Source organism: Paenibacillus xylanilyticus (genome assembly GCF_047246825.1).
Taxonomy (GTDB): domain Bacteria; phylum Bacillota; class Bacilli; order Paenibacillales; family Paenibacillaceae; genus Paenibacillus; species Paenibacillus xylanilyticus_B.
Map to the genome: position 1 here is coordinate 2,331,992 of NZ_JBFOLB010000001.1, position 12,941 is coordinate 2,344,932.

The 12,941-nt window shown below is 44.8% G+C and carries 17 protein-coding genes; 1 reads left to right on the forward strand and 16 read right to left on the reverse strand.

The window, feature by feature from the left end:
• Nucleotides 1-9: 9 nt before the first annotated feature.
• A complete protein-coding gene (locus AB3N00_RS10190; RefSeq protein WP_413034415.1) occupies nucleotides 10-537 on the reverse strand; it encodes an AAA family ATPase in 528 nt (175 codons plus the stop codon).
• A 23-nt stretch (nucleotides 538-560) separates the two neighbouring features.
• A complete protein-coding gene (locus AB3N00_RS10195) occupies nucleotides 561-1,130 on the reverse strand; it encodes a hypothetical protein (protein WP_413034416.1) in 570 nt (189 codons plus the stop codon).
• A 231-nt stretch (nucleotides 1,131-1,361) separates the two neighbouring features.
• On the opposite strand from AB3N00_RS10195, the gene AB3N00_RS10200 reads away from it, so the two are divergent.
• The gene (locus tag AB3N00_RS10200) at nucleotides 1,362-2,519 is read left to right on the forward strand and encodes a glycosyltransferase family 4 protein (protein ID WP_413034417.1); all 1,158 of its coding nucleotides are present in this window, start codon (nucleotides 1,362-1,364) and stop codon (nucleotides 2,517-2,519) included.
• A gap of 175 nt (nucleotides 2,520-2,694) precedes the next feature.
• On the opposite strand, the gene AB3N00_RS10205 is transcribed toward AB3N00_RS10200, so the two are convergent.
• From AB3N00_RS10205 to AB3N00_RS10270, 14 genes are all read right to left on the reverse strand, one after another.
• Complete coding sequence (locus AB3N00_RS10205) at nucleotides 2,695-3,357, reverse strand: HAD family hydrolase (RefSeq protein WP_413034418.1); 663 nt, start codon at nucleotides 3,355-3,357, stop codon at nucleotides 2,695-2,697.
• Nucleotides 3,358-3,685: 328 nt separating this feature from the next.
• A complete protein-coding gene (locus AB3N00_RS10210; protein ID WP_413035241.1) occupies nucleotides 3,686-4,462 on the reverse strand; it encodes a Cof-type HAD-IIB family hydrolase in 777 nt (258 codons plus the stop codon).
• A gap of 120 nt (nucleotides 4,463-4,582) precedes the next feature.
• Complete coding sequence (locus AB3N00_RS10215) at nucleotides 4,583-5,143, reverse strand: GNAT family N-acetyltransferase (protein ID WP_413034419.1); 561 nt, start codon at nucleotides 5,141-5,143, stop codon at nucleotides 4,583-4,585.
• Between the two features lie 462 nt (nucleotides 5,144-5,605).
• On the reverse strand, nucleotides 5,606-6,307 hold the full coding sequence (locus AB3N00_RS10220; protein WP_413034420.1) for a hypothetical protein: 702 nt from the start codon (nucleotides 6,305-6,307) through the stop codon (nucleotides 5,606-5,608).
• 86 nt (nucleotides 6,308-6,393) lie between these two features.
• Entirely contained in the window at nucleotides 6,394-7,173 is a 780-nt protein-coding gene (locus AB3N00_RS10225; RefSeq protein WP_413034421.1) for a hypothetical protein, read from the reverse strand.
• A 217-nt stretch (nucleotides 7,174-7,390) separates the two neighbouring features.
• On the reverse strand, nucleotides 7,391-7,846 hold the full coding sequence (locus AB3N00_RS10230) for an NUDIX hydrolase (protein ID WP_413034422.1): 456 nt from the start codon (nucleotides 7,844-7,846) through the stop codon (nucleotides 7,391-7,393).
• A gap of 45 nt (nucleotides 7,847-7,891) precedes the next feature.
• Complete coding sequence (locus AB3N00_RS10235; RefSeq protein ID WP_413034423.1) at nucleotides 7,892-8,482, reverse strand: HD domain-containing protein; 591 nt, start codon at nucleotides 8,480-8,482, stop codon at nucleotides 7,892-7,894.
• Entirely contained in the window at nucleotides 8,479-8,631 is a 153-nt protein-coding gene (locus AB3N00_RS10240) for a hypothetical protein (protein ID WP_413034424.1), read from the reverse strand. Before AB3N00_RS10240 ends, AB3N00_RS10235 begins: the two co-directional genes overlap by 4 nt.
• 14 nt (nucleotides 8,632-8,645) lie before the next feature.
• The gene (locus tag AB3N00_RS10245; protein WP_413034425.1) at nucleotides 8,646-9,101 is read right to left on the reverse strand and encodes a GNAT family N-acetyltransferase; all 456 of its coding nucleotides are present in this window, start codon (nucleotides 9,099-9,101) and stop codon (nucleotides 8,646-8,648) included.
• A 19-nt stretch (nucleotides 9,102-9,120) separates the two neighbouring features.
• Nucleotides 9,121-9,552: a cytidine deaminase gene (locus tag AB3N00_RS10250; protein ID WP_413034426.1), complete on the reverse strand. Its 432-nt coding sequence runs from the start codon at nucleotides 9,550-9,552 to the stop codon at nucleotides 9,121-9,123.
• Between the two features lie 76 nt (nucleotides 9,553-9,628).
• Nucleotides 9,629-10,366, reverse strand: coding sequence for an aminoglycoside adenylyltransferase domain-containing protein (locus tag AB3N00_RS10255; protein ID WP_413034427.1), 738 nt, complete (start codon nucleotides 10,364-10,366; stop codon nucleotides 9,629-9,631).
• A gap of 60 nt (nucleotides 10,367-10,426) precedes the next feature.
• On the reverse strand, nucleotides 10,427-11,320 hold the full coding sequence (locus tag AB3N00_RS10260) for a PhzF family phenazine biosynthesis protein (protein ID WP_413034428.1): 894 nt from the start codon (nucleotides 11,318-11,320) through the stop codon (nucleotides 10,427-10,429).
• Between the two features lie 96 nt (nucleotides 11,321-11,416).
• The gene (locus AB3N00_RS10265; protein WP_413034429.1) at nucleotides 11,417-11,983 is read right to left on the reverse strand and encodes a histidine phosphatase family protein; all 567 of its coding nucleotides are present in this window, start codon (nucleotides 11,981-11,983) and stop codon (nucleotides 11,417-11,419) included.
• 52 nt (nucleotides 11,984-12,035) lie between these two features.
• The gene (locus AB3N00_RS10270) at nucleotides 12,036-12,884 is read right to left on the reverse strand and encodes an adenylyl-sulfate kinase (RefSeq protein ID WP_413034430.1); all 849 of its coding nucleotides are present in this window, start codon (nucleotides 12,882-12,884) and stop codon (nucleotides 12,036-12,038) included.
• Between the last annotated feature and the right edge of the window lie 57 nt (nucleotides 12,885-12,941).

Below are 12,941 nucleotides of genomic sequence, written 5' to 3' on the forward strand. Positions count from 1 at the left end.
ATGGTTAGTTCATCGGATCACTCTGGAGAATATATGACTCACCACTTCATCTGTTGTTAGGCAGTCGGTCATCACATACTCCTCAAAACGGGACCCATGAAAAGCTTCAGCACACTTCTCTGCTTGTCTGAATGTCCATCCGTCAGGCGTATCCCCTCGTTTCAGCAACCGCTCATATAACGTATCCATAGAAGTCATTAGCGTAAAGTGGAACAGCTCAGGATCAAGCTCTTTCAGGCCACGATGGATGTACTCAAATTGATCGGATTTATAGATCGTCATTGGCACGATCAGGTGTTTACCGTACTTCTGCTTGATTTCACGGGCGACTTGCACGGTAAGGACTTTCCAGAGCTCCATATCCTGAAAATCGTCCGTTCTCTCCTCATCCATTTTCACATCATCCACGATCACATTTCTCAGCATATAACCAATCTCTTCAGGATCATAGATCATGCTGGTCGGAAGGAGCGTTTGCAGCTTATTGGCAGCCGATGTCTTCCCTGAGCCAAATGCGCCGTTAATCATCACAATCATGGCATCTCTCCTGTGATCTGGAATTAATTCGTCATGATGTGCTCCATTTCCCGTTTCAAGCTCTCTTTGTTATGTTCCACATATTGATATAAAAGTTCGAAACTTTCTTCATTATCTTCCTGCATGCTTAAGTTCCCTGCTTGCAATTCAACCCGCTGCATGACCTCATGTATGTGCGGACCATGGGTCTTCAGCGACGTTGTTACGTCATGCTCAGACAATGCATTTACATTCTCTCTCAATTGCTCGGGGGTCACCCCATTTTCCGATAGCTCTTGCTGGATGCTTTTCAAAATATCGGCATCAGCCTCATTTCCAACTCGCTGCATGGCTGCTATCGTTTCCTCCAAAAACTGCCCGCTTGCATTTTCCAAAAATCCGGTAATGCCATTCATGGACAGCTCGGTATCCAGATCAATAATCAGAATGACGTCACGCAAGACTTGCGGAAGTTCAGGTCCACATTCACGAATCGTCGCAAACTCCGCACGATATAGATCCATGGCAACACTTCCCACCACTTCTTCACCCGACATGGCTTCAAGCTGATCCAAAGGTAACAATTGCTGTAATTCTTCCTGTAACTTATTCATCGATCTGCCTCCTATATACACTTGCCCACTATGCGTAGAAAAAAATCTATCGCTCACTTACCCTATTACATCATAGCAGAATATGCTATTTCAATTGAACACATCCATGATTACACCAGTACAGGCTATCTTCAAATTTACATAAAGCGTCTTGAAGTTAACCTGCATTTGACCTTCGGAAAACGATCCGTTGTTATGATCTTGACATCAAGAGTCATGGGAGGGGTAAAGATGCGCCTGGCCTTGTTTACCGACACCTACGTTCCCGAAACCAATGGTGTTGCGGGTACGCTGCACCGCTTGAGTAATCACATGAACCGCAGAGGTATTGAACATCTGCTGTTTACTCCGAAGTCTGTCATCGATGGCAGCCATTCCGCTTCGGTCAGACCGGTCGCCAATATCCCCTTTTTTCTGTATCCGGAATGCCGGATCGCCTTCCCTAACCGGGCCTCCATTTATCAAGAACTGCAAGCCTTTCGGCCGGATCTGCTGCACATCGCCACACCGTTCAATATGGGCCTTCTTGGTCTCAAGTATGCACTCAAACATCAACTTCCGCATGTGATCTCCTACCATACCCATTTCGATCGCTACCTCGAATACTACAAATTAAAAAGCATGATCCCTCTCTATTGGAAGTACATCAAGTGGTTTCACCGAACCTGTGATGCAACCCTAACACCATCCGAGGAGACCTTAAACACACTGCAATTGCAAGGCATTCAGCGGCTTAAGCTGTGGTCACGCGGAATCGATTGCAATCTGTACACACCAGATAAACGAAGTGATGCGATTCGCACTCGCTACAATATAACGGCCCCTCTTATTTTACTCTACGTTGGACGAATTGCCCCCGAAAAAGACATGGCTACGCTCACGGTTGCCATGCAGCACCTGCCCGAAAACATGCAGTCCCGAGTGCACTGGCTCATTGTCGGAGACGGACCTCTACTTCCCAAAATGCGTTCTCAATGCCCACCCAATGTTACCTATACCGGTTATATGCATGGTGAAGAGCTTGCGGCTATGTATGCTTCGGCCGATTGGTTTGTATTTCCTTCCTGCACAGAGACCTTTGGAAATGTGGTGTTGGAAGCCATGGCTTCGGGACTCCCTGTTCTCGCAGCGAATGCTGGAGGTGTTAAGGATCTCGTGGCACATCACCGCAGTGGTGTTTTGTTTGAGCCAGGTAATCCTGAGGCCTTGATCCGTGAAATATGTCTCTGGGGCAATCACTTGGATCAATTGCGGTTGATGGGTCTGGAAGGCAGGAAGCTGGCTCTGCAGCGGTCCTGGGAGCATATTTTTGACGGATTGATCGGGGATTATGAAGAAGCGATTGAGAACCGCAGCAGGCGCTCGAAGTCTCGAATCATTACTGCCTGATCATCTAGTCCTTTGGCAAAACATTTGAACGCCGTAAGCTGTTCAGCTACTCAGGATATACCCAAAAGAGTGAGGAAGCGGCAAGCCTCCTCACTCTCTACAACAACCTCTTCAAAGAGTGGTTCTCTGTGTGGGTTCGAGGACAGAAACAGCCGATTTGCCGGTCTACTTTTTGCTAGAGCAATGCTACCAATTCTCGTAGATGCGTAATGGCATGCAAAGGGCGCGCTGTGATGCTTTCCTGCCAAGGCTGGTTGACCTCCATCCAGATGGTGTTCATGCCTACTTTGGCAGCGCCCTCCACATCGTTCACCGGATGATCTCCTATGTAAATGCATTGCTCAGGAGATAGGCCGAAATGATCCAGTGCAAGCTGGAATATCCGAGGATCGGGCTTCTTCACTCCAGCCTCTTCAGAAACAATAATGCAGTCAAAATCATCACGGATTCCGAGCTGATCGATTTTGCCATACTGAATATCTGTTTTTCCATTGGTGATTAATCCCGTTTGGTATTTGCTTCGGAGTTGTTGTACAACTTCTCGCGCCTCTTCCATCAGCACCGCGCTTCTTACATACTCCGTGCCATAGAATTCCATAAGCTCTGCATGCGGTGGGGATACGGCCCAAGGCAATTCCTGCAGCAACTCAGTGAATAGAAGTGGTTTATCCTTATAACCGTCCTGATCAAGTTCAATAATTCGCTGACTGATATCGGCAGTGGTCTCCATGTGACTGAAATACGTCTTAATCAGGCTTTGGGTAAAACCTTCAAAAGTTCGCGTTCTGTTCAAAATGGTATTGTCCAAGTCAAAAATAACCGCTTTAATCTGATCCATCGTGCTTCATCACCCTACCCTTTTACTCAAATTCGTCTCTGGCCACCGTTACGTGTCTTTCTCCATAAGCTGCTCCAGCTTCCGATTGATTCGTGCTTGCTCCTGCATTATTTTTTTGGTTTTCACTTCGATGCTAAGTAATGTGACCGTCATAATTAAGATACATATGAAACTAATTAATCCCAGTATCTCTCTCACCTCTACATATGGCTTTATTTATCGCCGACACCCTAATTTTAACTTATCAAAAAACTTGTCACGTACCTATATCTATCATTTTATATTAAAATCCATAATTGGGATATCCTTCACACCCCATGAAAGACCCTTATATCAACTTAAACTTCCTCAAGGCATGGGTCACTCCATCCTCACTTGCTCTTAGAGTAACGTAATCCGCCCTTTGTTTAAGCCGTTCTCCTCCATTTCCCATGGCGATGCCAAGGCCCACATACTCCAGCAGATCGATATCATTTCCCCCATCGCCGAAGGCCATGGCTTCCTCTCTGGGTATCTTCAGGTAGTCAAGTACTCTTGCTGCAGCTAGTGATTTGGACACTTCGTTTTCTTCCAGGACGTTGCAGACATACGGATGAAATCTCACGAATCGTAATGAGGGAAATCTGGTTTGGAACTTCTCTGCCTCTGACTCATCCGCATATAAGCAAAGGCAAACCACCTCCTGCTCCAAAGAATCCATTTTCTGCGGAGGATCCGTTACTCCAAGGGTTTCCCGCAAGGCATCGTTCACGCGGATATCCGTGGCACATAATCCATTCGTCGCTAATGACTCTGTAAAATAGGAAATGCTGTGACCGTTCGATTCGGCAAATTCACTAAATTCATGGATCATCTGTGCGGAAAGTACTGACTTATGTATAACTTCATCACCGATTTTGATCAATGCCCCGTTGGCTGAAATAATGGTATCGATCCCCAAATCACTGAATTCCTTACACAAACTGTAGGGCCTGCCTGTGACTAGCACGATTCGAATGCCTTTACGTATCAATTCACGAATGGACTCCGCCGTGGCCGACGATAAACTATGATCCGTTTCGCTCAACAAAGTACCGTCTACATCGAAAAATACGATTCTAATCAGATGTTTTTCCTCCTTTACTCTTGGTCATTTGCAGGACTTCATGATGTACTTAAAAAATCACAACTTAGTAAAAGAGATGACTCCTGTCCGAGCCAGGTCGTCATCTCTTTTTGTACGTTCCTAGTTTGCAGCAAAATCCTTCACATCACATAACCACACCATATGGTCTGTTCCCTCGCCCCAATAATTCCGCGCAACGGCGTAGGGTTGTCCAAACTTTCGCTGCCATTTCTTCTGCGCTGTCCGGTAGCCGCTATCCAGGCAAAATTGCTGAATGCCTCGCTTCCGAAGTTCGGTTGTGAGGGCCTCAATGAGCATTGAACCTATTCCTTGTCCTTGAGCTTCCGGCAGAATGTATAAGCTGCCCAATTCACCGATATGATTCAGTCGATTTTCACTCAGAATCCGGATCTCCTCACCGCAGGGCGCATATGAAATCGTCCCAACTACGCGATTTCCCCGTTTAGCCAGCAGAAAAAAAGAATCGGAATTATTGGACTTGTCGGAGTGCAATGTGGATTGAAGCAGTGCCTTCTTGTGTTCAATTTCGTCCCTGATATCATCATGAAGCGAACCCAGCCCTTCTTGATTAAATGCCTCCGTAATGGAACGTTCAAAAACCAGATAGGCACTCTCCACATCCGATGAAGTTAAGTGTTGAATGATAATCTGTTGATTCATATATAACTGCCTCTCCATTTCACGATGTCTGGTTAATTTGTGCGTCTCTCGATTAATGATCTTAGTTGATTTGCATCCTCTAGCGGTATGCTATATCCCGTGGTGGTGTCTATCCCGTCTACCAACAGGGCATTCATTTCAGGATCAGTTCCTATTGAAAAATCATATTTGGTCACAGAATTATCCGTATTCGTTATACTCATCTTGTATTGCGCTACATAATTAAGATTTCCGGGTATAGGTTCCGCGTTTTCTATCGCACCCATGATCATCCGAATCTCGTCATGCTCATCGAACTGACATCTTGGCAGGGTTCATATGTGTAATCCGGGTTGCAAGTTAAGGTAATGAGCGAAGGAAGATTTTCATCTGAACCAGAAGTATTGGTATGAGTACAACTCGCAAGGAAAACAGCGAATAAGCATAAGAGGATTGCTGCTTTTTTCATTCGTAGACACCTCCCTAGCTTCCCAGGTTCACATCCAGACGCTGCAACTCAGGGTCCCAGGAATGGATTAACAGGATTAATCGCTGCACCGTATCTGTCACAAATGAACTTACCATGTCATCAGTCATGTATGTGGGCACAATTCCGGGCTCGTTGGCTTGCTCGTTAAAAAAAGTGACTGTACGATCCCGCCAGCGCAGAATCTCTTCTGCGGTTAAACGATCTGCAACATCATAACTCGGTGTGCTCTTAAGCAGACGCCATACATCTCCGCTCCAACTAGCATAATGGTAGAGATTAAAATCGATCTGATCCGTCTCCTGGTAGTACAAACGGCCAAGTTCATCCTTGGTTCGCTTCACTCCATTGTTTTCATCCGTGCTCGTGACCCGTTCCACGAATTCAGGGTACAGACTCCGAAACCAGTAATAATCCGTCAGGACATGCATGAAATAACCGCGTACAAACCACTTCCACCCTTCATCCGAACGTTGTTGAATGTAGGATGAATAGCGTTCTTGTAAACGTGCAATATAATCTCCTTCATCCTTGGGGTTGAAGTGGGTGAATTCCTTGTCCACTCTCGTTGTACCTTCACGCATATGAATCGAATCGGGCGCGATATTGCCAAGATAAAATGAACCTCGTTCAACACGTTCTGGATAGGAATCAGCAAATAGCACAGCTACATGTAAGTGAACCATAGGCAGTGGCATGGTGCATTCTCCTTTACATCAAAGTCTGCTACTCATAGAACCGACTTGAACCGTTACTAAACAGCACTTACCATGAGACAGCAAAATCATCCATGCACTCGTTCCACCAGGATTGTATTAAACAGCTGTTCCAAATCCGTATGAAGAGTCGGCTGTTCGCGAACCAACAGACTTATGTACTCCGATCCGCACTCATAGAATACCAGACGATTATATGGAGCTGAATCTCCCCAATGATTCAGTTCCAGTCCGAATTTTTCTCGTATCCGATTCTCGATATATCGCGCATAGCCTTCGTTCCACTCCAGCCAGTTCCAGTACTCCCCTTGTTCTTCAGTTAAGGAGCTGAACAACGCTTTCCTTGCTGCTTGTACTTGTGATAAATCTCCGCTCTTTAGGGCAGACAACAGGGAGTTGATCTGCTGGACCACACCCTCGTCCTCATAAGGGAATTCGTAATCCAGCTCCCATGTCACACGTTTAATTTTCTCCATGGCATGTTTAATTTGAAGACGATTCCTGATCTGCTCATATTTATCATAGACATAACAATGAACATACTCGTGAAACAGGTACACTTTCTGCTCAAAATTTTGGAAAGCTGAGTCCGTCACAATTGCACACATTCGATCATCCATATGGTGCACTGGCATGGCTGCCAGGCACTCGTCAGGAATGTTAAGGTCATCCGGAACGGTTTTCACCCATTCATATTGCCCTTTCTCCGCGGAGTAATCATACATATATAATAGGGACTCAAATGCGACAACCACGGGATAATGGTCTGCAAATAAAGGATGTATAGTAACCAGATCCTTTTGAAGCTCGTTCAACTCATTGATTTGTTCTAAAAAAGTATCCACCATGTCACTTGCCCTCTCTTTACTTAAATGATGTGTTAATCATACTAAAACAGAAAAAATAAAACACTGAGAGAAAAATGATAATCTTATGGTTGATTGAATTTTACGAGTTTTAGAATCGTTCTCCGCGTTTTTCGCTCAAGTAAATATCAAGCGCTTGAATGCCACGTGAGCACTTCGTCACAATAAAAATCCTGTGTCAATGCACACCATCCTTTCTTTATTGGGATTGGATGTAACCTGCCTTTTTTAACACATATTCCGTAAACGGATTGATTTCTGGGACCGGCTGGTTCAGGTCAAAATATCGGAGTTCGAGCCCTTCATCATCCATAACCGTTGGACTACCCGTGATCCCCTTAGCTTCATAAACCGCCATCACATTATACACTTCGTCCCCATGCGGATATTTGTAATACATGTCCGGTCCTGAGAAAACAGTAATGAGTCTATACGTCTCTGCCTTCAATCCTGCTTCTTCATATAGTTCACGCGCAGCAGCCTCTTCCAGCGACTCGCCGGGTTCAAGCGAACCACCGAGTGTTCCCCAATCCAGACTGTCTGTACGTCTTTGCAGCAGCAGATGTCCCTGTTCATTGAACACCAGCACACACGAACCAGCCATGATCAACGGTCGGGAGCCGACCAGTTTTCGAAGTTCCATTATGTACCCCATATTAGCTCCTTCTCCTTCTCTTAACGGATAAGTTCCAGCACATTCTTATGATTTGGTCAGGATTCCTTGATCCACAGAATGTTGAATGAGCTGCTGTGCGTACGTCCACAATGTATCGGAAGCGGTCGCTATTTCACGATTTCGGTTCAAGACCTGTTCACTTGTAATGTTGTATTTCTGCCACGTATCTCCTTCATTCTGATAATTGTGGATCAGAGGCTGTAACCGATCCAGAGACGAAGCAAATTGTGCCTCATCCGTCTCCTTCGCCTCAAACTCTAACCACAGATTCAGCAGTTCTTCAGCCTGTGCCTCAGGCAGCATGCCAAACAGCCGATGAGCCGCCTTGATCTCACGATCATATTTATCCTCGTACCCCACCGTATCGTAAGCAAAGGTATCTCCGGCATCGATCTCGACTAGATCATGAACGAGAAGCATCTTAATGACTTTGAGGATATCCACATCCTTGCTCGCATGACTCTGCAAAACCAACGCCATCATGGCCAGATGCCATGAATGCTCCGCATCATTTTCACGTCTCTCGCCATGGATAATTCTTGTTCTCCGTTCAATCGTTTTCAGTTTATCAATCTCAACGAGAAATTGTATCTGATCTTGTAATGATTCGTTCATATTACATCCTCCTTCAAATACGAACCTGACTCTACATAGATCCGTCCCGGATTCATCCCAGATGCCACTGCTCTAACTTCAATATTGCGGCATAAGTCCGTGAGATGCTTCACCTTATGGAATTCAAGTTGGTTAAGCTCGGTAATCATAGAATCATTCCTCATCAAATTTTCAGTTCATAGATTCGTGTCTCCGCATCATCAAGCAAATAACCTTTGCCAATGTACGCCCAGTTATGTTTCTCATAATAGTCCTTTAAATCCGTGCACAAATAGAGCTTGTCATAGCCCTTCGCCTTTGCCTCGTTCATCGCGTGATTCTGTAATTGTCCGCCCAGATTTTGACCCCGGTACTCCGGCTCCACATGAAGGCATGCAAACCAAGGAAAGAGATCCTGTCGGCTATTCAGATCGCTTCGCAACAAGGCATACCCTCCAATAATCCTGTCTCCGTTCAACATCACGTAAAACCTTGGTACATCACTGTTCGTCTCTACAGAACGCTCAATACAATCCCGATAAAAATGATAACTTGTTTCCGTACCCCATTGCTTCCAAAAATATTGAACAGCTGCCTGCAGCATGTCCGGCTTTTGCCGAATATCAGCAATCTCGAACATCATGACCTTCCTTTCTTCACTATGTCCTTGTGTATTTTTGTGGCAGCAACTGCCCAATCATTGTTTTGGTATATCCCTCTTCCCCCTGCAAAATGACCTGTGTGTCCTTCCCATAATCACTGATCAATTCTCTACAAATGCCACACGGTGATACCACATCCAACTGCAGGTCAGAAGTTTCCGTTGAATCGTCCGGATCGATCTCCGGATGCCGAACAGCAACGATGGTTGCAAATTCAGTTTCACCTTCTGAAATGGCTTTGCCAATCACAATAGCTTCCGCACATACCGAAACACGACCAATGTAGGCTTCCAAGTGCACCGCAGTATATATCCTTCCTGATTGTGTTCGTACTGCTGCACCGATGTGATGCTTACCCTCTCTGTATAACCGCTTGATTACGTTCTGCGCTGCTTCAATCAGTTCCATATCTTCTGTTGTTATGGTCATCTTGGTGTCTCCTTCTAAAAATCATTAATTCTCAATATGTGTAAAATCAATAATGCACAATACCAGTATAAGAAAACTATTGAGCCGTTTTCTCCGTCCAGATATTAATCTCACTCAACATATATTCTGCATATTCCAGAAGTAACGGTTCACTGAGATCTAATTCTTCCAGTACACCATTATACTTTGCAAGACATTGCGAGATGACGCCCTTGTACTTAGACGGGAGCTCTGTAAGGGCGCGTTCTCCTGCCTCTCGCTTGGAATAAATCACCGAATCTCTCACATACAACAAAACACGTGACAAATTCAGTACATAGTAGACAGGGTTTTCCACAACTTCTTCCAGAGCTGCTCCCACATCTGATGTAATGGAGGCGATCATATATTCACGAGGTACAGGATGGAATACATCCTTAATGGGTTTGCCATATAAAACTACACCCCGGTCATAAATGACCGCCATGTGTGCTACCAAATCCGGATCCTCATATCCGCCGCAGAGATATTGTTCATCGGTTCGATACTTTTCCCGGTGATAGGCTGAATAATGAAATTCGAAAGGAGTTGGGTATGCCAAGTTCGCCATCGTGGATTCCAATACAATACTGATCTCAAAACCTTTCGTAATGTTTAGCTCCTCTTCAAAATGCATTAACTTTTTGGCAATGCTCCGATAGGTCTCAGCAGATTGTTTATTCCGGCATACCACCAATATATCGATATCGCTCTGATTCGGATGGAAGCATCCCATGGCCATGGAGCCGTGCAGATAGATTCCCACCATGGAATCCGATAATTCTTCTTTTAACAAATGAATAACGGATTGTAAAATTGCCTTTTCATCCACGACAGACACCCTTTCAGATATGTATTAGTTATCTAATTCAATGTTCATTTCACGAACAAAAACAGCCGTCCCTTTAATTCTTACATCCATGTCCTGCCCATTCTGAGTCACACTCACTTCAACCTTTCCATCTCTTCCGATCTCATGCCCCTGCTCCACGACCAATTTCACCTGATCAACCTCACGGTTCACATACGTTAAATAATAGGCGCCCATCACCCCGGAGGCTGTTCCTGTCACTGGATCTTCCGTGGTGCCTGAGTATGGTGAAGAGAAATGTCTGGCATGCATCATCGCATCTGAATCACGGGTTTCAAAGGTAAACGGGTGTAGAGAAGCCTTGGGGTTTTCAAGTAAAATATCAGGGAATCGGGAAGAATCCGGTTTCATTTTTGTAAAAGGGTGCAGTTTACGAATGGGTATTAATAATGTCCAGGTTCCGGTACTTCCATAAACGATTGGCTTGGACAGATCCAGGTCGTCCATAGTTAGATTAATGGCGCTCGCCAGCTTCTTGATATCACCTTGGAACGGCACAAAACGCGGTTGATCCTGCTTCATCTCCATGCTGATCGTATCGCCATCCTGCTCAAACCGAATAGGTAATATGCCTACATTGGTTTCGATTGTGAATGACTCTTTGTCCTCCAACAGACCATGTGTCTTCAAACCATACAGCGATGCCATCGTGGCATGACCGCACAGATTAATCTCATGGCCTGGCGTAAAATAACGCAGTCTCACGTCAGCTGCTTCGGAGCTGTGCACAAACACCGTTTCATTAAAACCAACCTTATGCGCAATCTGCTGCATCACCGTCTCACTCAAATCATCAGCATGGAAGACCACTCCTGCCGGATTTCCTTGACCCGGAATGGTGGAGAATGCATCATAATGATAGACCGTAATCTCACTCATAATTAGAACCGCCCTCTCTGTGATTAATTAGACGTACCAATCGTTCAGTCTCTATTTTTGAAAAGGGAATCACAATAGCACCTCCTTTCATCATCGTTATATGTTACTGATTGTGTACTGCCCCGCCTCACCAAGAAAATCTCTCCTTGTTAACCCTTTTTCTCCGAGTAATATCCTGTAGTTGGTTATCGTGCCATCATGTGAAATGATAAAGGTATTGCCGCCCTGTTCCCTGCACCATTGAAGCAGCTGTTCAGCATATACTTCAAACTGATGTTCCTCCATCCGATTAATACCTTCTTCCCAACAATTCAATCCCAAGTCAACCAATTGTATACCGGCAAACTGAGCATGAAGTTCATCTTTTGAATAGATCTGATCGCAGACTAAAGGAACGTACTCCGGATTCTGAGGAAACATTCTTGGGCCAACAAGTGGACAGATCATAAGCTTTTCTCTTGCAGTTAGAAGAAGTGCTGTTTCGATGGTACGTTTCGTTGGGCTCACCAAAATGACGTCTTCGGACTCAAGCTTCACCTGTTTCCGCAACGCTGCGACCTGACTTTTCCCCAGTTCAGTGAGACCCGGATGAAGCCAATTCAATTGGTTCGGATAATCAAGCAAATGCTCAGCGTGACCATGACGAATAAATGTAATGTCCATAGACCCTCTATTTCTGAATGTAATGTTGGATGCTGTTTCGTTGTACCTTATATTAAGATTCCTCTTTCAAAATTTTCTTCAGCTCCTCCCGGCAAGCAGCCAGGTTATAATCTGAATTATCCAGCCAGTGTTTATCCATCTTCAGCATATGATAAATCTCGGTTTCCAACTCTTTTCTTGCCTGAAGAACCTTCACCGTGCCTTCAACTCCCTGATATCCCTTTGAATTTCCCAGCCCCTGATTCGTGTAATAGTGTATGAAACCATCAGACCATTCCTTGGGCCGTTCCTTCATTGCTTTGTCAAAGGTATATGCGATATCCTGCTGATGAATATAGATTAATAGCGGATTTAATGGCGCAGCGATGCGTTCCAAATCCAATACATATTGCACGTTATCTTCTCTCGATTGATTGCATTTGACTAAACCTATCGTTAGTGGATTTTGAATAAAACAACATTCAAATATGGTGATAGAATCATCCGGAGCGCTTAACACGCTTTCGGTGAAGCTCCGCCATTTTGCGGTGATTAGGTCTACATTTTGTTCAAAAGATAACTCGTAAATATCCCGGCTGAATATCTCTTGCACCACATCGTCGGGAAAATCCTTTCCACGTTCCTCTTTTATTTTCCGATAAGGAATGAGATAACCATTGCGATAAGTTGTGGCTCCGCTCTCCAATATGCCTCTGCATGCCTCATAAGTACTCAGTAAATCCTCAAATTCTTCTGCAGTATAAAAGGCAACTCCATCATAATCAGCGGGATGATCCAGATTCCCTTCTTGGAAGAGCTGGACCTGCAGCCCTTGCTGAATCAGAATGTCGGAAACCATCTTGGCAATTGTGGACTTTCCTGAACCCGGTAACCCTTCAACAAGTATTAATTGTCTCGCCATTATTGCATCACCCTTGACTTCATTTTAAATTTGATAGATTTTAATGATCATGACCTA